Consider the following 21,673-nt stretch of genomic DNA (forward strand, 5'->3'; position numbering starts at 1 on the left):
CCTTGTACTCTGGAGCGGTGGGCATTATCGACCATGACCCACCAAATAGCAAGACAACCCGCACTAACCGGTGGTTTCTTGCCCACTTCCCCTCAGGTTTGGGTTAAATCTATTTTCTGCTGGCACCAAAAGCATTGATGATGTTATTTATTCATCTCATTCTATTTATATCGCCCGATTTATTTCTATAGCGTGGCACTATCCGCCCATGTAGATAAAAAAGAGAATGCTGTGACATCATCAAAAACAGAGAGCCAAAATCAGCGGGAGTCTACAACATCAGATTTGCCCACAGAATCGGGTGACCTACCGTTTGTCGACAGTTTCCGCCAACGGGTCTTCCAGGTGGTGGCCGCTATCCCCTATGGACAAGTGACCACTTATGGCGATATCGCGCGGCTGATTGGCTCCCCCAGAGCTGCACGCCAAGTCGGTGGGGTTCTCAAACGCTTGCCGGAAGGCTCTGCCTTACCCTGGTATCGGGTGATTAATCGCCATGGCGAAATATCATTAATTGGTGATGATTATCTTAGACAGAAAAAGGCATTACTGGCTGAAGGTATTGATATCGATACTTCGGGTCGAATTGATTTACGCCGCTATCGCTGGCAATACCGCTAATAAAAACGCCACAGAATAGTGGCTATCCTGTGGCGCTATTGCCAAATTAATTGGCGTTTCTGAAAAACCGGCTCATGGCGGGTTAAACATTACTGGATGGTCGCACTGCCTGTTATGGTAGGCGCGCCCTGTATTGTTGCCGGTCCCCCTGGGGTTGTTTCTATAGCAACAGAGGTTGCAGGGACCAATAACAGATTAGCCTGGGTACCCGCGCCACGGTTGATCACTTCTTGCATGGTATCGGTGATAAACAATAACTGGCCATTGCGAGTGATCGCTGCACTTACAATAATACGTGCATTTGGCTGGATGTCGGCTGGGTTAAACGGCAAAGCAAAAGTAAACGGAGCCTGTTTGCCCTCAGTACGAATTGCTTTCTGGGCGATAACCCGTGATGGTGCATCAGCCAGTGAGGCATCCGACAGCGTAACCGTGACTACGGCATCAGGTGGTAATGCAATGCGCTCGCGGATGTTCACTGTCCCCTGTACAGCAGGCTGTGCAATAGGCGCAGCAGCAGTGGTTACACCTGCCGGTGCGGGAACCGGAACATCAGCCCCTCGATGAGCACACCCAGCCAAACTTACCACTAATGCTGCCCCACCTGCTATCTGCCAGAATTTCATTGATTGCCAAGGTTTCATAGGTCGCACTCCTTCTTATTATTAAGATGCAAGCTATCCACAGAACAGCCGGCGTTTAATAAGTGGCTTCAACCACCTAGCAAGCCAATTATAGCACAATATTCTACTTCCCGCCGACGCTTACCCCATTGAGGCATTTATCAGACTATTCCTTATCCGATATTCCTCAGTTGAACAGGCCTTTCACAGCAATATATTGACGAGCGCCCAACGGATTCAGCACACTGTGTATAAACTCAACCATCAGGGGCCACAACATGAGTCAAGCATTAGAAAAACTACTCGATCTGCTCTTCCTTGAGAAAATTGAAGAAGGTATCTTTCGTGGCCAAAGTGAAGATCTGGGCTTGCGCCAGGTATTTGGTGGTCAGGTAGTGGGTCAGGCTATCTATGCAGCAAAACAAACCGTACCGGCAGAGCGGGCAGTACATTCTTTCCACAGCTATTTTCTGCGCCCAGGGGACAGCAGCAAGCCCATTATCTATGACGTCGAAACACTACGTGATGGCAACAGCTTCAGCGCCCGCCGGGTCAGTGCGATTCAGAATGGTAAACCCATCTTCTATATGACGGCATCGTTCCAGAGTCAAGAAGAGGGGTTTGAACACCAAAATACCATGCCGGACGTTCCCCCGCCGGAAGGGTTGATGTCGGAAACAGACATTGCTCGCCAATTCGCACATATGATCCCCGAAAAAGTACGGGAAAAGTTTATCGGCCATCAGCCAATTGAAATGCGCCCGGTGAAATTCCACAACCCATTGCAAGGCTCGGTAGAAGAACCTAATCGCTATGTCTGGTTCCGCGCCAACGGCGCCATGCCAGATGACCTGCGGGTTCATCAGTATTTACTGGGTTATGCCTCTGATTTTAATTTCCTGCCAACGGCCTTGCAGCCACATGGGATTGGTTTCCTGGAGCCAGGAGTGCAGATTGCCACGATAGATCATTCTATGTGGTTCCATCGGCCATTCCGCCTGGACGATTGGCTGCTGTATGCAGTAGAAAGCACTTCTGCTTCCGGCGCGCGGGGCTTTGTCCGTGGCCAGATTTACAGCCGGGAAGGGATATTAGTGGCTTCTACCGTGCAGGAAGGTGTCATTCGTTTGCATCGATGATACCTCGATAGCCTTTGCCAAAAATAGAACAGGGGCGATATCATATCGCCCCTGCTGCTATCATCATTATTATTTATTTTACTGCTACTGCTACTTCTAGCTTATTGGTTGTATGCATTTTCGCCGTGGCTGTTAACATCCAGACCTTCGCGTTCTTGTTCTTCTGGTACCCGCAGGCCAACCAACAGGTCAGCAATTTTAAAGGCAACGAAGGCAACAACACCAGACCAGACCAAACACACACCGACGCTGAACAGTTGCACACCTACCTGATGGCCCATAGTGACGCCAGCGGCGTAACCTGTACCGCCCAGTGAAGCCGAGGTGAAGACACCGGTCAGGATACAACCGACAATCCCACACACGCCGTGGACACCGAATACGTCGCAGGTATCATCTACCCGCAGCCATTTCTTCAGCAGAACCACACCCCACAGACCGGCAACCCCCCCGACCAGACCGATAATCAATGCACCACCAACCCCGACTGTACCTGCCGCTGGCGTAATCGCAACCAAACCTGCGATACAACCGGAACATGCACCCAGCAGCGACGGTTTGCCGCGTAAAATCCACTCAGCAAAGACCCAAGACAAGATAGCACCCGCTGTTGCAACTACTGTATTCAAGAAGGCAAGTGCAGCAATTTCATTCGCGGCACTGGCTGAACCGGCATTGAAGCCAAACCAGCCGATATACAGAATCGCAGTACCAGTAAACACCATAGGTAAGTTATGAGGTTTGAACGCTTCTTTACCAAAACCAGCACGTTTACCCAGTAAGTAAGCGCCCACCAAACCAGCAATCGCGGCGTTGATATGCACAACAGTACCACCGGCAAAGTCCAGCGCGCCATCCATTGCCAGGAAACCACCACCCCATACCATATGTGCCATTGGCAAATATGAGAAGGTGAACCACAGTGCAGCAAAAATTAATACCGCAGAGAAACGAATACGTTCGGCGAATGACCCCACCACCAGTGCGACCGTGATACAGGCAAATGAAGCCTGGAACACCACATGGATATATTGATAGAAAGTGCCACTCAGGCTGGTCAAACCAATACCTTTTAGCATCGCCATATCGAAACTACCAAAGAATGCATTGCCGGTGCCGAAAGCCAGACTATAGCCGTAGAGCACCCACAGCACACAGATCAGAGCAAAGCTCACCATGACCTGAGTCATCATCGATAATACGTTCTTGGAACGCAGCAGACCGCCGTAGAACAGGGCAATACCGGGCACAGTCATAAACAGCACCAGCGCGGTGCAAATCATCATAAAAGCATTATCAGCTTTGTCAGCTACAGCCGGTGCTGCGGCCATTGCCAAAGAAGGCAGCATCGCTACCGAACTCAGGCCCAACATGGATAAAAGTTTTTTCATCATCAACCCATCCCTATTCACTAAATTTGAGCCTGCAAATTACAGTGCTGCTTCGTCGGTTTCGCCGGTACGGATGCGAATAACACGTTGCAATTCAGCAACGAAAATTTTGCCATCACCAATTTTGCCGGTATAGGCCGCCTTACTGATCACGTCAATCACTTCATCCAATTGATCATCAGCAATTGCAATATCAATTTTCACTTTAGGTAAGAAATTGACACTGTATTCAGCTCCCCGATAGAGCTCTGCGTGTCCCTTCTGGCGACCAAATCCTTTTACTTCGGTTACGGTCAGCCCCTGAATACCCACAGAGGATAAGGCTTCACGCACATCCTCCAGCTTAAATGGTTTGATAACCACGGTAACCAGCTTCATATTTGCCCCTTCTCGAATTAAGTCGAATTCATGTCTGCCACAAATGAAGTAAAGCAAAGGTTATGCCATAAGTAATGATAGATATAATTTAATGCGGAAATGGCGAAGCTAGGGCGGTTGAGATACATGAGCCAGCCGTGTAGCGGCTGAATTCATCGTGTTGAATAATTTTCGCGCACCAAAATAGTGCGAAGCGCGTCACAGAAGTGCACAACAGCATCGACGGCCTATTGCATTGCAAGATTATGGTGCACGAAGGCGGCAAAATGGGCATTAACGGGGCTATGCATTGACGATTTGACTTAGGAAAACACAGAAAATAGTGCGGGGCCGCTTAGCCCCACAACTTATTAATTAACTTACTACCGTCTCTACCTGATCAATGGCGGCTAAATCTTCGCTAACCAATTGCAATTGATACATTTGATAATAACGCCCATGGGCGGCCAGCAGCTCTTGATGCTTACCCTGCTCCACTGCCACACCACGGTGCAACACCAAGATGGTATCAGCATCAACAATGGTTGAAAGGCGGTGAGCAATCACTACCAGCGTGGTATTTTTTCGGATTAGCTGCAATGCCCGCTGAATGGCCTGCTCAGTACCAGAGTCAATATTGGCAGTCGCCTCATCTAAAATCAGGATTTGCGGAGCCTGTACCAATACTCGCGCCATCGCCAGCAACTGTTTTTGCCCAACTGACAAGGTATTCCCCTGCTCACCAAGCAGACTGTGCAATCCATCGGGTAGCGCATGGACTAAAGGGGCCAGTTGCACCGTTTCCAGAGCTTCCCACACTTGCTGTTCAGAGATATCACGGCCTAAAGTCACATTGGCAAAAAAGGAATCAGCCAACACCACTGGATCCTGTTGCACCATAGCCACCCCTTGGCGCAAGGTCTGATGGGATAACGCTGATAAAGGACGAGCATCCAGCAGAATCTCACCATGTTGCACCGGGTAGTAGCCCATCAGCAGGTTAGCCAACGTGCTCTTTCCGCTGCCGGTATGCCCGACCAGAGCAACAAACCCGTGCGAAGGCACATCAAGGGAGATATTTTGCAGCACCATTTTATCGCTACGATAAGCAAAGCTGACATTATCCACCTGGATACGGCCACTGGTCAGTGGGCGATCATCAGTACCGTATCCTTGCTGGGCGCGGTCCATCAGATCAAAAATACGTTCCCCAGCCACCACAGCTTGCTGCATGACTGACTGCTGTGATGTGAGTTCAATTAAGGGTTCATTTAAGCGGCCCAGATAGTTAATGAAGGCATACAGCACCCCCACCCCCACTGAGCCATCAGGACTGAAACCGAACAACAGTAACAAACCACACAGTACCAAGGCAGAAAACAGGCTCAGCAGCGGGCGCAATAAAAACCCTTCCAAGCGTAAAGTTTGCATGCGTGCCATATAGTGTGCACGGCTGGCAGACTCCATACGTTCGCCAAAACGAGCTTGCTGGCGAAACTGCTGAATCACGCCCATGCCGTTAATGATTTCATTAAAACCGTCGTTAATATCAGCCAAATAAGCTCGGACTCGCCGCACTACGGGTGTGCTGTAATGTTGATAAATGGCCATCACCACCAGCACTGCTGGAAAGATACAGATAGAAATTAGCGCCATACGCCAATCCAGACTGAACATCGCCACCAGCATCGCGCCAATTAATGCCGCGCTTTTTAATACGGTGGAGACCACCATCACATATAAATCTTTAATGACTTCAGTGTCATTTGTGACACGGGAAATCAATTGCCCAACCGGCTGGGTATCAAACGCACTGAGAGGTTGACGCAAAGCGGCATCCATCACTTCAATACGTAGGCGCTGAACCACGCCTACGGCAGCACGGTTAAAAAGCAATGCCTGAAAATAATGCAATGCTGCGGCCAACAATTGCAGCAACAGATAAGCCAATGCCAACCCACTGACTAAACCGAGGGGCAAAGTGCCTTTTGCGACCACATGGTCAATAAAATAACTTATCAAAAGCGGGCCGCTGACCTCGGCGGCAGCCGCAATCCACAACATCAATACCGCCAACCCTAACGGTTTACGATAAGGGGAGCCATAGGAGAGCAGGCGCTTAAGTGTCGGCCAAAGTTGCTGAACTTTACTCATCGGTTTTGGCCTCCGACTCACCATCATCTAATGCTGCCTCCAGTTGTTGATAACGGTACATCTCCCGATACCAGCCGGATTGACTGACTAATACGTTATGTGTCCCGCGCTGCATCACGCCACCATGCTGCATCACTAAAATTTCGCTGGCTTCGGTCAACGCTGAAAGACGGTGCGCACTGATAATCACGGTACGATGCTCACCCCATTCACGCAGATTTTTTAGGATTTCATATTCGGTCTGACCATCAACTGCGGATAGCGCATCATCGAGAATCAGGATCTCAGTATCCAGCAACAGTGCGCGGGCGATGGAAATCCGCTGTTTCTGCCCGCCAGATAGCATCACACCACGCTCACCCACTTCAGTGTCATAACCCTGAGGAAGGCGTAAAATATCTTCATGCACACTGGCTAAACGAGCAGCCCGCTCAATTTGAGCCTGCGTGGCATCAGGTTTACCCAATGCAATGTTGCCAGCAACCGTATCAGAAAAGAGGAATGGCGTTTGGCTGACCACAGATAAACGGCCACGCCAGTCATGCAACCTAATATCAGACAGCGCATGCCCTTGATAACAAATAGCACCATCATCCACATCAAACTGCCGCTGAATCAATGCCAGTAAGGTACTCTTACCCGACCCTGTAGGCCCGCATAGCCCCAACATCTGCCCCGGTGCTAATTTCAGCGCCACATCATGTAACGCAGGCTGTTCACTACCTGGATAATAGAAATGGCGAATATTCACCGCGAGCGTGCCACGCCCATCGCTCAGCTCAATATCACCATCTTTAACCACCGGCGCTTCTTCCAGCAAACTGCGAATACGGCTATAGGCGGCACTGCCTCGTTCAACGATGTTGAACATCCACGCCAAGGCAAGCATGGGCCAGATCATCAGCCCCAGATACATGATGAAACTGGTAAGTTGACCCAAAGTAATGCTGTGATTAACCACCATCCAACTGCCGCCACCAATCGCCAATAAATTCGCGATCCCGATGGCGATATAGATAGTTGGATCAAAACGGGCATCGATACGTGCGACATACATATTCTTGGCACCGGCTTCTGCCGCTACCTGAGCAAACTGCTGTGATTGGTGATCTTCCAGGCCAAAAGCTTTAATCATGCGAATACTGGTCAGGCTTTCTTGCGCCTGGTTATTCAGCGTAGAAAATGCCCCTTGAGCCGATTTGAAACGTTGATGCAGTTGGTCACCGTAATATTTGATCACCACCGCCATTACCGGCATAGGTAACAATGATAACAGTGTTAATTGCCAGCTAATTTGGGTGCTCATTACAATCAGCACCGCGCATCCCATCACCAACGAATCCACCAGCGTCAGCACCCCCTCACCGGCAGCAAAGACCACACGATCAACATCATTCGTCGCACGAGCCATTAAATCGCCGGTACGGTGACGTAAATAGAAACCAGGGGCCTGGCGGCTAAGTTGGCGATAAAAGTTTGACCGCAACTCCACAGCCAATTGATAAGAGGCACCAAATAATAAAACACGCCAGACATAACGCAGTAGGTAGACCACAATAGCGGTTATCAGCATCACACCAATCCATACCAGTAACATATTGGTAGACATCTGTTTTGTGCTGATACCATCCACAATTACCCCGACCAGCTTAGGCGGCAACAGTTGTAGGATAGCGATAATAATTAACAACAACACCGCGCCTACATAGCGGCGCCATTCACGGCGAAAATACCAGCCTAGTTGTGCAAACAATCTCACTCAGTTTTATTCCTGGTCTGACACCGAATACATCGGTATTTTCTCGCTACGCGCGATGAAGGGGGTAGCATAGCATCGGTAAAAGGGCTTTTAATCCAAATATTCACTCAGGAACAGGCAACATAGTTGTATATTTGATTTTTTCCATCGCAAAGCTTGATGTCACATCAATCAGCCCCGGAACACCATTAACCATGCGTTTGTAAAAATTGTCGTAACTTTTCATATCGGCAACTTCGACCTGCATCAGATAGTCATATTCTCCGGCCATACGATAGAACGCCAACACCTCTGGCATTTGCTTAGTAAATTCAACAAATTCCTGATACCAGCCACTATTATGCTGCTGAGTTTTAATCAGCACAAATGCCGTAAGCCCCAACCCCAATTTTTCGCTGTCCAGCAGTGCCACGCGCCCACGGATAAATCCTTCATCCTCAAGGCGTTTTAACCGTTTCCAGCAGGGTGTGGAGGTAAGATTGACGGCTTCGGCCAGTACTTGCAGTGATTGAGTGCAATCTTCTTGCAACATACAGAGGAGTTTACGGTCAGTTTTATCTAACATAACGAGTAACCATAGAATAAATTTCTACCATTTGGCGATAAAGAAGGAAAAATGGCAACGTTTTTTTCTTTAATAACCGTTAATCTAGTCATCATTAGTTTACTACCTACATCGCAGGCCATGAAATGACCAACACTTGGGTAAAAAATGCTATCAGTGAAATAGAAGCTGATTTCCAACGCTCCGCTGATACTCACCTGATCCGCCTAAATCTGCCGGCTTTCCCCGGTATTTATCTCTATTTAAAAGATGAGAGTACCCATCCAACCGGTAGCCTAAAGCACCGTTTGGCTCGTTCACTGTTTCTTTATGGCTTATGTAATGGCTGGATTACAGAAGGAACAACGATAATCGAGGCATCCTCAGGAAGCACGGCAGTGTCTGAAGCCTACTTTGCCCGGCTGATTGGCCTGCCCTTTATTGCAGTTATGCCAAGTTGCACTGCGCGGCGCAAAGTCGAGCAGATCACCTTCTACGGTGGCCGCTGTCATTTTGTTGAAAGTGCTGGGCAAATTTATGCAGCATCTGAACAACTGGCTCGTGACCTGAATGGACACTATATGGATCAGTTCACTTATGCGGAGCGCGCTACCGACTGGCGTGGCAATAACAACATTGCCGATAGCATCTTCCGCCAAATGGCGCGTGAACCTTTCCCGGTACCTGACTATATCGTCATGAGTGCTGGCACTGGCGGCACATCGGCGACCTTAGGCCGCTATATCCGCTACCAAGGGCATGACACCCAACTGATGGTAGTCGACCCAGAGAACTCAGTATTTTATGACTGTTTCTGTAACCGCGACCGCACGGTTACCGGTAGTTGCGGCAGCCGTATTGAAGGGATCGGCCGCCCACGGGCTGAGCCTTCGTTTATTCCAGAAGTGATCGACAGTATGTTGCGCGTACCCGATGCTGCCAGTGTTGCAACCATTCATTGGTTGGAAGGTATTTTGGGACGCAAAGTGGGGGCATCCACCGGCACTAACGTCTGGGGCGCATTACAATTAGCCAAACAAATGCGTGAGCGAGGCAAAACCGGCGCGATTGTGACGTTGCTCTGCGACAGTGGCGAACGCTATCTGGATACCTATTACAATACCGAATGGGTCAGTAATAACATTGGTGATCTGACCCCATTTAGTAATGAATTAAATAACCTGTAATTAACCGATAAAATTCGGTTTTCCCCTCTTGGATGACCGAGGAAAACCGAATTTTGGCAGAAAAAAACCGGATGATTATCCGGCTGGCTAATAGCTATCCTCAAGTCATCAAAAGGTGCAGTTAGGCAGCAAGCGAGTGATCCGCTGAGCTGACACCATCAGTGATTCGGGTGAATAAGCCCGTTAACACCGCTACAACTCTAAGTACCAAGGGGATAAACCTCAGAATTCGGGGGAATAGGTGAGGTGTGGTGAACTTAGCCAATGTTGCAAATAGTGAGCGACGCCTTGTTGTTCACAGCGCCCAATAACCTGTAACTGAGGTAACTCTTGCTTCAATTGCGGTAATGCGTTGCCCATCACTAAGCCAAGACCTACCCGCGATAGCATCTCTTTATCATTCATCGCATCACCAAAGGCCATACAATCGTCCAGTGTTAAATTGAGATGATGGCTTAATCGCTCTAAAGCCGCCCCTTTGTTGCATCCACGAGGCAACACTTCAAGGCAATCAACCGCTGAAAAACAAAAATCGGCTTCGCCGCCCATCTGCTGCTCAAGCTGGGTTTTAAGCTCGGTCAATTCCTGATGTGAGGCAATAAAGCAAATTTTATGATTACCAGTTAGAGGCAATGCGCGCAGTGCCGTGAGCTGAAACTGGAAGCCACTGGTTTTATGTGCAGTCAGCAGCGCAGGGTCATTACAATCAGTAAACCAGCCATCATCACGGAAAATATGGATACTGGCACGGGTCTGCCACGGAGTTCGTAACACAAACTCCACCAGTTCTGCGGGCAAATCCATACCATATAATGCTTCACCCTCTACATCACAGACTCGGGTCCCATTGCCAGTGATCAAATAACCATTTATGCCCGAGTGAGACAAAATGCCTTTCATATCAATATAATGTCGACCGGTAGCAAAGGTTAGGATCATCCCGTTGTCCACCAACTGGTGTAACGCATTCAATGTAGCGCCGCCAATTTTATGGTCGCGCATCAGTAAGGTTCCATCCATATCAAAAGCGGCTAAACGGTACATTTAAAACCTCGATAACAGCAAAACTGGTGGTATGAATAAAATTATGACGTACTATTTACGGAACTAATAGTGAACAATTAAATTAAACTATTCCTGATTTAGAGCCTATCTCAGTAGGCGTCATTGTTGCAGACAGTTTGAACATGGATAGCGCGCAAGAACCGGAGCGTACATGTAGTACGTGAGGATTCTGAGCACAGCCCAAGTTCAAAATGGCAAATAAAATAGTTCTAATGGGTAGATTCTTAATTATGCGCATTATTCATCGGCTGACCCAATATCAGCGCTTGTATCAGAAGTTTGGCGATCAACCTGCGGCGACCACCGTCAGTGAACTGGCAGGCTTACTATTTTGCAGTGAGCGACATGCCCGCACTCTGATTCAACAGCTACAAGCGAATGACTGGCTCAGTTGGCATTCACAAGTTGGCCGCGGCAAACGCGCACAACTACAATGCCTGAAAAAACCAGATGCGCTGCGCGCAACCTACCTGCAATTGTTCCTTGAGCAAGGTGACCATCAAGCTGCTCTCGCACTCGCCCAACTGGAACCTGAACGCCTTCAAGCGTTACTAAACCCTCACATGGGGGGACAATGGCAAGCCGATAGCCCAATACTGCGAATCCCTTATTATCGGGAGCTTGAACCGTTAAATCCAATGACCGTCAGTGGCCGGGCAGAGCAGCATCTGATTTATACTTTACATGCTGGCCTGACCCGATTTAACACCGGAGACCCACAGCCAAAACCGGATCTGGCCCATCACTGGCAAGTCAGCGATGATGGTTTAACCTGGCAATTCTTCTTACGCAGCCAATTACGTTGGCATAATGGGGAACATATCCGCAGCGAGCAGTTGTTGCAGACGCTGGCACTGCTGCGGGCAAATCCACGCAGCCAACCGAGTTTTGCCAATATTGCAACGATTACCCTACCCCATGCTTTATGCCTGAAATTTACGCTGCTGCATCCTGATTACTGGCTGGCACATCGGCTGGCAGATTTACCGTGTAAACTATTTCATCCCGACGCCCCACTTCTGGGGGCGGGCCCATTTAAGTTAGCGACCTTTAACCAACATCTGGTCCGGTTGGAGCAGCACGAATTTTACCATTTGCAGCATCCTTATCTGGAATTCATTGAATACTGGATAACTCCAAGCCTTGTCGTGCAGTCAGCCGACGGGAGCTGCCAACACCCGGTACGTATCACCATTGGACAGGAGGAGGATTTCCCTTTAGCCCGCCCTGTTCAGCGCAGTATGAGCCTTGGATTTTGCTATCTGGCCATCAATCGGCACCTCAATAATATTACTCCCCAGCAAATAGCCAAATTGCTGATGCTAGTGCAAACTTCCGGTATCTTAGAAGAGTTATCCATTCGGCGTGGTGTGATAACGCCTAGTCATGAAATGCTACCTGGCTGGCCTATCCCCCGGTTTAGCTCCGATGAAAACCCACCATTGCCTGCCCATCTGATACTGACCTATCAACCGCCAATGGAACTTGAGAGTGTTGCCGAACAACTAAAAGCGGTATTGGCAACCCATGGTTGCACATTAGAAATCCGCGCCAGTCGTGATAAGCAGTGGAAAGATACTCATCAAATTGAAGAAGCAGACTTATTATTAGCAGACCACTTAGTTGGTGAGTCTCCTGAAGCGGCGATGGAAAGCTGGCTCCAACTTGATCCGCTGTGGCGCGGTATACTCTCCCCGGCTCAATTAGAACTACAGCGACAAACACTGATACAGATTCAGCAAACTGAACTTGCGGCTGAGCGTTTCCGCCAATTGCGTGAATATTATAATGGTCTGATGCTGGCAGGGCTGATTCTCCCGCTATTCAATTATCAGTATCAGGTCAATGCTCCGCCACGGATTAACGGTGTTACCCTAACCGCATATGGTTGGTTTGATTTCAATCAGGCATGGCTCCCACCGGCCACTACCTGATTGCCAAATGCAGGTTGCTACCCTTTCGTCCGTGAACTGAGTAACATACCGCCAATTCTTTATTTTGCTGTGGGTTGGCTCTTTCGAGGCTCACAGCCGTACGAGGTCACAGTATGAAACGCGCTGTCGTTGTATTTAGTGGTGGGCAAGATTCCACTACCTGTTTAATTCAAGCATTACAGCAATATGATGAGGTCCACTGCATTACATTCGATTATGGGCAGCGTCACCACGCAGAAATTGATGTTGCTCGCGCCCTTGCCACGCAGCTTGGTGCTAAAGCACACAAAGTGCTAGATGTTGGCATGCTCAATGAGTTAGCGGTGAGCAGTCTGACCCGAGACAGTATCCCTATCCCCTCTTTTGATGAAGAGGATGCCGATACGGTTCCCAGTACGTTTGTCCCTGGTCGCAATATTCTATTCCTGACCTTAGCCGCAATTTATGCTTATCAGGTACAAGCACAGACGGTTATCACCGGGGTTTGTGAGACCGACTTCTCCGGCTACCCTGATTGCCGGGATGAGTTCGTGAAGGCACTCAACCATGCAATCGATTTGGGTATTGGCCGAGATATCGCTTTCGTTACCCCTTTAATGTGGCTGGATAAAGCAGAAACCTGGGCGCTAGCTGATTATTATCAGCAACTCGAGCTGGTCCGCCACGACACACTTACTTGCTACAATGGGATTCAAGGCGATGGTTGCGGCCAATGTGCTGCCTGCCATTTACGAGCCAAAGGGCTGGCGTTCTATCTTGCTAATAAACCAAAAGTGTTATTGAGCTTGAAACAAAAAACCGGGCTAGCTTGATTATTGTTCACTCAGATAGCCACTGTAATCGACCCATTGCCTTGTTCTAATCGTGACCTCGCTCATCAGAGCGAGGTATATCGCGGCCATCGCACATTTAACCAGATATTCGGGGAAAATATCCCTCCCCGGCAACAAAGCCGAGTTATCCTGTAATACCTCGATTGACAAACTCATCCAGTTTTTCCCTTAGCTCTCCCTCAATGGGCAATGCTCTCTGACTACGCAGATCGATACAGGCAAACGTTAGTTCTGCATCTGCCACCGGAATAGATTCAGGCTCTAGCGTGACAGTCTGTTTCATCACACCACTTTTACCGTTTAGCTTTAATAACTGGCTATCGATTCGTAGCAGATCCCCCAATACCGCAGGCCGACGGTAGTTGATATTGATATTAACCACGATAAAAGCGATTTGGTTTTCAGCCATCCATTGCGCTGCTGGCTCCCCATCAAGCCATTCCCAACGCGCTTCTTCGAGAAACTCTAAGTAGCGGGCATTATTAACATGTTGGAAAACATCAATATGAAAACCCCGGACTTTAATATGAGTATGCATGACAGCGAGCTTCTCCAGACAGTGAATAAAAATTATGTACCTTCGGCAGTAAAATAGCGTTGGCAAGAGAGTACCCGCACAACTGGTACGACCTCATAGCAAGATTAGCAGAGGGAAATCACTTCATCGCATGCTTACGATATAATCTAGAGCGAAATCACAGTTTCCCTCTGCTACTGCGACTTACATTATGAAAAGATGGGGATTCTTTGTGGTGAAAATAGTCACTGGTATCTGTCTGACCACAGCACATCCCCATCACCAACTAAAGTTACATTGTAAGCTTGGTATTGTTTCTCTCTAAAAACGAGGGGCCAATACCTGGAACTTCGAGTAACTGCTCAACATCAGTAAAAGGGCCGAACTGCTCGCGATAATTAACGATGGCCTCTGCCTTCTTCCTGCCAATTCCGCTCAGGAACTGGGCCAACTGTTCCGCATTAGCACTATTAATATTGATTTGGCTATATGCACTGTCCGTTGAGCTGCCAGCTGTGGTTGTTGCCGTTGCATTCGTCTTATCCGCCACTTTGGCAGGCGAAGAGCCTGCTTTTAGCTGGCTATTTATTGGAGTATGGCTTTGCGAATTGAGGTCTTTATTCTGAGTCGTACTCGTAGGGCTGACGGGAGCGGCAAAAACGACCTGCTGGATATTCAGACCTGCGAACAATGCGGTTATAACAAATAATTTTCCTATGAATTTCATGCTGTATCCTCCATGTGTTTGACAGCATGACTACCTTGCCGCAACCTCCGATTCATCACAAAGGGTAGATTTCAGATATGCGAAAGGTCGCCAAAGCGACCTTTCTTTATTACATCGAGTTGCAGATGTATGCGAGACTCATAGCAATTATGGTTTTATTGCGGCTGCTGTTGCTCCGCTGGACCCATCTTAATGGTTGCCTGTTTGTGCAGATTTGCCATCAATGCATCAAAAGTCACACCGCTTGACCCTTCTAGCATTTTAGCGCTAAAGGTCTTCATCTCGCCTTCCGGCAATTTACCCGGAGTTACTGATAGCAGTTCGATCAGTACGATGTTGTCTTGACGATCCTGGGATAAGCCATAAACCGACTGATCTTTCTGCGGATGAGGCAAGGCAAAAATAGTCTGCACTAATTGATCATCGTCTGGTGCGCGTGACAAGGTTTTCTTCTCGCCAAAGCTGATACCAGCGGCTTTCATCGCCTCTTCGCCTTTACCTTGTTTCAGTGCAGTCAGGAGTTTCTCACCATCAACACGTGCCAATTGTTCTGCTTTCTGACGTTTCACCAACTCAGCAACCTGATCGCGTACTTGATCAAATGGTTGAATACCTTCAGGTTTATGAGCATCAATGCGGATAACAAAAGCACGGTCGCCGTCAACAGTGATTACATCTGAATTACTACCTGGCGCACCATTCTCACCGACCAGGCCACCGTCAAAGATTGCCTGTACAACCGGTTTGAAGTTAACCTCAGCAGGTACTGCGTCGCGAGTAAACCAGCCGGTTTGCTTAGCTTTAGCGCCTGCTGCTTCTTCCGCTGAGGCTAGAGATTCGTTATCACTGGTAGCGGCTTCACTGACCTTTTGCTGTAACGCGTAGTAAGCGTCAACGGCTTTTTCCTGCTTAACTTGTTTTGCCAGTGCATCATGCACTTCTGACAAAGGTTTAACCAGGGCAGGTTTGATGTCATTTAAGCGAACAACCAGATAACCCACCGAAGATTTAACCACATCAGACAGTTGGCCCTTCTCGGTCAGATTCGCTTGTTTCAGTTCATCAGCCGTAGTTTCTGGTTCCAACCACCCCAGTTCCCCCCCATTTTTGCGGGAAATGATATCGGTAGATTTCTCTTTTGCCATCGCAGCAAAATCAGCACCTTTTTTCAGCTCCTCTAACGCCGCTTTGGCTTCAGCTTCAGTTTTAAACTGAATCACACTGTAGTTGCGTTGTTCCGGCTGGGTATAGCTGCTTTTATGCAGTTCATAATACGCCGCGATATCTTCCTCGGTGACCGTGATTTTGTCCTGCATCGCGACAGCATCCATCGTAATGAAACTGACTTTCATCTGTTCCGGTGCAATGAAGCTATTCTTGTTCTGGTCGTAGTAGGCTTGCAGCTCTTCATCAGTGACTTTCTGCTGTGCCTGAAGGGCTTTGAGGTCAACTGTCGCCAGACGAACTTCACGTTGCTGCAAAATCAGCTCTGACATCGCCTGTGCTTCGATAGGCAGAACAAAGCCAGTATCGCCAAACGCTTGCAGCAATTGTTGATTAATGAGCTGTTGACGCTGTAATTGCGCGAATTGATCAGGGGTGTAGCCCATCCGATTAACCAGTTCGAGATATTTGTTGTTATCGAACTTATTATCGGTCTGGAAATAAGGTGCCTGACGGATGGCATCTTTAACTTGTTCGTCGCTAGCAGTCAGGCCCAGTTTTTTGGCGTACTGGTCAAGCAACATGTTGTTGACCAACTGCCCCAATACCTGCTGGCGTAATTGCAGCATGTAGCCTTCATTTGCGGCCAGTGCGGAGAATTGTTCACCTAATTGCTGCTGCAAGCGGCCACGCTCACTCTGTACAGCCTGTTCTAACTGAGCACGACTAATCTCTTGGCCATTAACTTTGGCTGCGAAGTCGTTGGAACCGCCAATCAGATAGCTGCCAACCCCGGTCAGGATAAAGGACAACATGATCAAGGCCAGAATGATTTTGAGCACGACGTTATTAGCAGCCGCGCGTAAATTGTCCATCATAATGTGACAATACTCCGCTGTAATATGGATTAAAACTGTTGCGCAGGTCTAAATAAACCCAGCATTCCTTGCGACAGCCCTTCGTGCTGCTGCGCGTTAAACTGCTTACTCTATTTGTTACTGCCTATTTTTGCTCTAAACGGGTCGCTGATATTCTCTCGTCAGACTAACATTTTACCCCCGTTTAGCGCTCAGCCAGTTCAACTGCCTAAGCGAAAAAAAAGCGCATCATTAACGATGCGCCTTGTATCTTACCTTACCAGCTCAACTGCGTCAGGTTATTGTTTAACACAAACAATATATACCCTTGGTACTTGAAGTTGCACAGGTGCCCGCTACTTTCACTGACCCGAATCGCTGACCTGAGCAGACTCATCGGTATTCGTTCGCTTACAACCTGGCTGCTACTTCATTTCCTTTGGGTATACGCGCAGATGAGAATTGACGCGGCAATCAGTTTACTGCGTCTTTCAAGCCTTTACCGGCACGGAAGCCTGGTACTTTAGCAGCAGGAATACTGATTTCTTTGCCTGTCTGAGGGTTGCGGCCAGTACGTGCAGAACGCTCACGTACTGCAAAAGTACCAAAACCAACCAGAGCTACATCATCCCCTTCTTTCAAAGATTCAGTAACAGAAGCAATAATTGCATCTAACGCGCGCCCAGCGGCCGCTTTGGAAATATCTGCACCTGCGGCAATTTTGTCGATCAGTTGTGACTTATTCACTCTTTCATCCCCTTTAGAATTCTATCGTCGCGCCGAAAACCCCTACGGACAACACGACAGCGCAGCTGTTATATCAATCCTATCCAACCTTGGCAAGCAGCCCAAAGGCATAAACTTTTGTCGGACAGACGAACTAACTTAGCGGCACAAAAAATAGCTGGCAAGTAGCATTTCACTTACCAGCATCAGTTTTATCAATACTTCTTGCGATCCGTCACTATTTTGACGCTACCGGCTGTGCCCCGAAGGCTGGATTTTGCAACGCGATGGCTAAAACATCATCAATTAGTTTAACCGGATGAATCTCCAGATCAGCGATAACATTGTCTGGGATCTCTTCCAAATCACGTTTGTTATCCTCGGGAATCAGCACAATTTTGATCCCGCCACGGTGAGCTGCCAGCAATTTCTCTTTCAAACCGCCGATTGGCAATACTAAACCACGCAAGGTGATTTCACCGGTCATCGCCACATCCGCGCGCACTGGGTTACCGGTCAGACAAGAAACCAGCGCGGTACACATAGCAATACCTGCACTCGGGCCATCTTTCGGCGTCGCACCTTCAGGCACATGCACATGGATATCGCGTTTTTCGTAGAAATCAGGGTTAATACCTAATTTATCTGCGCGCGCACGTACCACTGTCAGTGCCGCCTGAATTGATTCTTGCATCACTTCACCCAGCGAGCCGGTGTAAGTCAGCTTGCCTTTGCCCGGAACGCATGCAGTCTCAATAGTCAGTAAGTCACCACCCACTTCCGTCCATGCCAGCCCGGTCACTTGACCTACACGATTCTCAGTATCAGCTCGGCCATAATCGACCTTCTGCACACCTAAGAAGTCTTTCAGGTTGTCACCGTTGATTTCGATGTGCTTAACCGTTTTATCCATCAGCAGATTTTTTACTGCTTTACGGCACAGTTTGGAGATTTCACGCTCCAGACTACGCACCCCAGCTTCACGGGTGTAATAACGGATAATGCTCATAATGGCACTGTCATCGATGGTCAGTTCACCTTTCTTAATGGCGTTGCGCTCAAACTGTTTCGGCAACAGATGCTGCTTGGCAATATTGAGTTTCTCATCTTCGGTATAACCGGACAGGCGAATAACTTCCATACGATCCAGCAACGGCGCTGGAATATTCATGGAGTTGGAGGTGGCAACGAACATGACATCCGACAGATCATAATCCACTTCCAGATAGTGATCGTTGAATGCAACGTTTTGTTCTGGGTCCAAAACCTCCAGCAGTGCTGACGCAGGATCACCGCGCATATCGGACGCCATCTTATCAATCTCATCCAACAGGAAGAGTGGGTTCTTCACCCCAACTTTCGCCATCTTCTGGATCAATTTACCCGGCATAGAACCGATATAGGTGCGGCGATGACCACGAATTTCCGCTTCATCACGCACCCCACCCAGCGCCATACGGACATACTGGCGGCCAGTAGCACGAGCAATAGATTGCCCCAGAGAGGTTTTACCCACCCCAGGAGGCCCTACCAGGCACAGGATTGGTCCTTTAATCTTGCTAACACGGCTCTGTACTGCGAGGTATTCTAAAATACGATCTTTAACTCGTTCCAAACCGTAGTGATCGGTATCCAGAACTTCCTGCGCTTTTACCAAGTCTTTTTTAACTTTACTGCGGCTGTTCCAAGGCACCTGCAACATCCAATCAATATAACCACGTACTACGGTTGCTTCCGCAGACATCGGTGACATCATTTTCAGTTTTTGCAGCTCAGCTTCGGTTTTTTCACGTGCATCTTTCGGCATTTTGGCCGCTTCGATTTTACGCTTCAGCGCTTCGTGCTCATCAGGCGTATCGTCCATCTCGCCCAGTTCTTTCTGAATGGCCTTCATTTGCTCGTTCAGATAGTACTCGCGCTGGCTCTTTTCCATCTGTTTTTTGACGCGATTACGAATCCGTTTTTCAACCTGTAACAGATCGATTTCTGATTCCATCATCGCCATCAGGTACTCCAGACGTTCGGTAACATCGAACATCTCCAGAACAGCCTGTTTATCATTTAACTTCAACGGCATATGTGCCGCGATAGTATCCGCAAGACGTGCTGCATCATCAATGCTGTGCAGTGAAGCCAGCACTTCTGGTGGGATCTTTTTATTCAGTTTGATATAGCCTTCAAACTGATTAATCGCCGTGCGAACCAATACTTCTTGTTCACGATCGTCCATCACTGGCGATTCAAGATATTCTGCCTGAGCAGCAAAATGCTCACCGCTGTCGGAAAGCGTGGTAATACGCGCACGCTGTAGCCCTTCAACCAGCACTTTGACCGTGCCATCAGGTAACTTCAGCATTTGTAAAATCGAGGCTACAGTGCCTACTGAAAACAGATCGTTGATACCAGGCTCATCAGTCGAAGCTTCTTTCTGCGCAACCAGCATGATTTTTTTATCATGGTCCATTGCCGCTTCCAGGCACCGAATCGACTTTTCCCGGCCAACAAACAGTGGGATCACCATATGCGGATAAACCACCACATCGCGCAGAGGCAATACGGGGATTTCTATGCGTTCGGAACGCTCAGGGTTCATAGAGCTCTCTCTTAGTTTAGCTTCCGCCAGATTACTGGGAATCTCGTGAAACACGAGTCATCACGAGTTTCACTAAATAGGTAATTGAGTATATGGGGACGAATGTCTTACATTCAACGATTACAATGCGAGGAAAAAGAAATGGGGGATAAAATCCCCCATTGTCATACTAACCATCTGGATTATTTGGCTAATTATTCGCCAGAAGCTTGGGCTTCCGGTTGGCCATAAATCAGCATCGGCGCAGATTGGCCAGCAATAACTGACTCATCTACCACCACTTTCTCCACACTGTCCATTGACGGTAAATCGTACATGGTATCTAGCAATGCGCCCTCTACGATAGAACGCAGGCCACGAGCACCTGTTTTACGCGCCATCGCTTTCTTGGCGATTGCAGTCAACGCTTCATCGCGGAACTCAAGCTCCACACCTTCGAGATTGAACAACGCCTGATACTGTTTGGTCAGTGCGTTTTTCGGTTCTTTCAGGATCTGAATCAGCGCGTCTTCACTCAATTCACTCAGTGTTGCAACTACCGGTAAACGGCCAATAAATTCAGGGATCAAGCCGAATTTAATTAAATCTTCTGGCTCAGCCTGACTCAACAACTCGCCTTCGGTTGCTTTTTCTGACTTGCCTTTTACCGTAGCCCCGAAACCGATACCCGTTCCGGTGTTAATGCGCTGCCCGATAACTTTGTCCAGGCCGGCGAAAGCACCACCACAGATAAACAGAATTTTAGAGGTATCAACCTGCAAAAACTCCTGCTGCGGATGCTTACGGCCACCTTGTGGTGGTACGGCAGCAATCGTCCCTTCAATCAATTTCAACAGGGCCTGCTGCACACCTTCACCCGAGACGTCACGCGTGATAGACGGGTTATCAGACTTACGTGAAATTTTATCAATTTCATCGATATAGACGATACCACGTTGCGCTTTCTGCACGTCGTAATCACATTTCTGCAATAACTTCTGAATGATGTTTTCAACATCTTCGCCCACGTAACCTGCTTCAGTTAGCGTGGTCGCATCTGCCATGGTAAACGGCACATCCAGGAAACGAGCCAATGTCTCTGCCAACAGTGTTTTACCACTACCGGTTGGGCCAATCAGTAGAATATTACTTTTGCCCAGTTCGATACCATTACTGGTATCACCATTGCGCAAACGCTTATAGTGGTTGTATACCGCAACTGCCAACACTTTTTTCGCCGGTTCCTGACCGATGACATAATCATCCAGGTGATGGCGGATTTCGTGCGGCGTAGGCAGCGAACTGCGCTCCCGATGCGGGGCAACTTCTTTGATCTCTTCGCGAATAATGTCGTTACACAAATCGACACATTCATCGCAGATATACACTGACGGCCCGGCAATTAGCTTACGCACTTCATGCTGGCTTTTGCCGCAGAAAGAGCAATACAGCAGCTTTCCAGAACCGTCTTTGCGCTTATCTGTCATCAGTAAACCTCTTCTT

19 protein-coding genes are annotated in these 21,673 nt (G+C 48.4%); 5 read left to right on the forward strand and 14 right to left on the reverse strand.

Annotation, left to right across the window (positions count from 1 at the left end):
* Positions 1–285: 285 nt before the first annotated feature.
* Positions 286–621 carry an MGMT family protein gene (locus V1956_RS19800; protein WP_372559840.1) on the forward strand — a complete coding sequence of 112 codons (336 nt, stop codon included), beginning with the start codon at positions 286–288 and terminating at the stop codon, positions 619–621.
* 89 nt (positions 622–710) lie between these two features.
* Here V1956_RS19800 and V1956_RS19805 read toward each other — a convergent pair whose 3' ends face one another.
* Positions 711–1,265 (reverse strand): YbaY family lipoprotein, encoded by a 555-nt coding sequence (locus tag V1956_RS19805; RefSeq protein WP_372558203.1) that lies wholly within the window; start codon positions 1,263–1,265, stop codon positions 711–713.
* Positions 1,266–1,522: 257 nt separating this feature from the next.
* Between V1956_RS19805 and tesB the strand changes: the two genes are divergently transcribed.
* Positions 1,523–2,383 (forward strand): acyl-CoA thioesterase II, encoded by an 861-nt coding sequence (gene tesB / locus V1956_RS19810; RefSeq protein WP_083160001.1) that lies wholly within the window; start codon positions 1,523–1,525, stop codon positions 2,381–2,383.
* 101 nt (positions 2,384–2,484) lie between these two features.
* Here the strand turns inward: tesB and amtB are convergent, their stop codons facing one another.
* The 5 genes from amtB to V1956_RS19835 form a co-directional block, all read right to left on the reverse strand.
* On the reverse strand, positions 2,485–3,774 hold the full coding sequence (amtB, locus tag V1956_RS19815) for an ammonium transporter AmtB (protein ID WP_083163833.1): 1,290 nt from the start codon (positions 3,772–3,774) through the stop codon (positions 2,485–2,487).
* Positions 3,775–3,813: 39 nt separating this feature from the next.
* Positions 3,814–4,152 (reverse strand): P-II family nitrogen regulator, encoded by a 339-nt coding sequence (gene glnK, locus V1956_RS19820; protein ID WP_002208627.1) that lies wholly within the window; start codon positions 4,150–4,152, stop codon positions 3,814–3,816.
* A gap of 354 nt (positions 4,153–4,506) precedes the next feature.
* Entirely contained in the window at positions 4,507–6,285 is a 1,779-nt protein-coding gene (locus V1956_RS19825) for a SmdB family multidrug efflux ABC transporter permease/ATP-binding protein (RefSeq protein WP_372558201.1), read from the reverse strand.
* Positions 6,278–8,044 carry a SmdA family multidrug ABC transporter permease/ATP-binding protein gene (locus V1956_RS19830; protein WP_083160005.1) on the reverse strand — a complete coding sequence of 589 codons (1,767 nt, stop codon included), beginning with the start codon at positions 8,042–8,044 and terminating at the stop codon, positions 6,278–6,280. Before V1956_RS19830 ends, V1956_RS19825 begins: the two co-directional genes overlap by 8 nt.
* Before the next feature lie 103 nt (positions 8,045–8,147).
* On the reverse strand, positions 8,148–8,609 hold the full coding sequence (locus V1956_RS19835) for an Lrp/AsnC family transcriptional regulator (RefSeq protein ID WP_083160007.1): 462 nt from the start codon (positions 8,607–8,609) through the stop codon (positions 8,148–8,150).
* Between the two features lie 125 nt (positions 8,610–8,734).
* Between V1956_RS19835 and V1956_RS19840 the strand changes: the two genes are divergently transcribed.
* On the forward strand, positions 8,735–9,775 hold the full coding sequence (locus V1956_RS19840) for a PLP-dependent cysteine synthase family protein (protein ID WP_083160009.1): 1,041 nt from the start codon (positions 8,735–8,737) through the stop codon (positions 9,773–9,775).
* Between the two features lie 222 nt (positions 9,776–9,997).
* Here the strand turns inward: V1956_RS19840 and cof are convergent, their stop codons facing one another.
* A complete protein-coding gene (gene cof, locus V1956_RS19845) occupies positions 9,998–10,819 on the reverse strand; it encodes an HMP-PP phosphatase (protein WP_372558200.1) in 822 nt (273 codons plus the stop codon).
* A gap of 251 nt (positions 10,820–11,070) precedes the next feature.
* Between cof and V1956_RS19850 the strand changes: the two genes are divergently transcribed.
* On the forward strand, positions 11,071–12,774 hold the full coding sequence (locus V1956_RS19850; RefSeq protein WP_442825548.1) for an SgrR family transcriptional regulator: 1,704 nt from the start codon (positions 11,071–11,073) through the stop codon (positions 12,772–12,774).
* A 113-nt stretch (positions 12,775–12,887) separates the two neighbouring features.
* Entirely contained in the window at positions 12,888–13,586 is a 699-nt protein-coding gene (queC, locus tag V1956_RS19855) for a 7-cyano-7-deazaguanine synthase QueC (protein WP_442825549.1), read from the forward strand.
* Here the strand turns inward: queC and V1956_RS19860 are convergent, their stop codons facing one another.
* The 7 genes from V1956_RS19860 to clpX all read right to left on the reverse strand — a co-directional run bounded on the left by V1956_RS19860 (position 13,587) and on the right by clpX (position 21,657).
* Complete coding sequence (locus V1956_RS19860) at positions 13,587–13,763, reverse strand: hypothetical protein (RefSeq protein WP_442825550.1); 177 nt, start codon at positions 13,761–13,763, stop codon at positions 13,587–13,589.
* On the reverse strand, positions 13,732–14,145 hold the full coding sequence (locus tag V1956_RS19865) for an acyl-CoA thioesterase (RefSeq protein ID WP_372558197.1): 414 nt from the start codon (positions 14,143–14,145) through the stop codon (positions 13,732–13,734). The genes V1956_RS19860 and V1956_RS19865 overlap by 32 nt, the downstream gene beginning before the upstream one ends.
* 271 nt (positions 14,146–14,416) lie before the next feature.
* Positions 14,417–14,851: a ComEA family DNA-binding protein gene (locus V1956_RS19870; RefSeq protein WP_372558196.1), complete on the reverse strand. Its 435-nt coding sequence runs from the start codon at positions 14,849–14,851 to the stop codon at positions 14,417–14,419.
* A 155-nt stretch (positions 14,852–15,006) separates the two neighbouring features.
* Positions 15,007–16,893, reverse strand: coding sequence for a peptidylprolyl isomerase (gene ppiD, locus V1956_RS19875; RefSeq protein WP_442825551.1), 1,887 nt, complete (start codon positions 16,891–16,893; stop codon positions 15,007–15,009).
* A 453-nt stretch (positions 16,894–17,346) separates the two neighbouring features.
* Positions 17,347–17,619, reverse strand: a complete 273-nt coding sequence (gene hupB, locus V1956_RS19880) for a nucleoid-associated protein HU-beta (protein WP_004392663.1) — start codon at positions 17,617–17,619, stop codon at positions 17,347–17,349.
* 217 nt (positions 17,620–17,836) lie between these two features.
* Positions 17,837–20,191, reverse strand: a complete 2,355-nt coding sequence (gene lon / locus V1956_RS19885; protein WP_005182204.1) for an endopeptidase La — start codon at positions 20,189–20,191, stop codon at positions 17,837–17,839.
* Between the two features lie 194 nt (positions 20,192–20,385).
* On the reverse strand, positions 20,386–21,657 hold the full coding sequence (clpX, locus tag V1956_RS19890) for an ATP-dependent protease ATP-binding subunit ClpX (RefSeq protein ID WP_004703362.1): 1,272 nt from the start codon (positions 21,655–21,657) through the stop codon (positions 20,386–20,388).
* Positions 21,658–21,673: the final 16 nt, after the last annotated feature.

The sequence above is a fragment of the Yersinia sp. 2540 StPb PI genome, assembly GCF_052217165.1.
GTDB lineage: Bacteria > Pseudomonadota > Gammaproteobacteria > Enterobacterales > Enterobacteriaceae > Yersinia > Yersinia enterocolitica_E.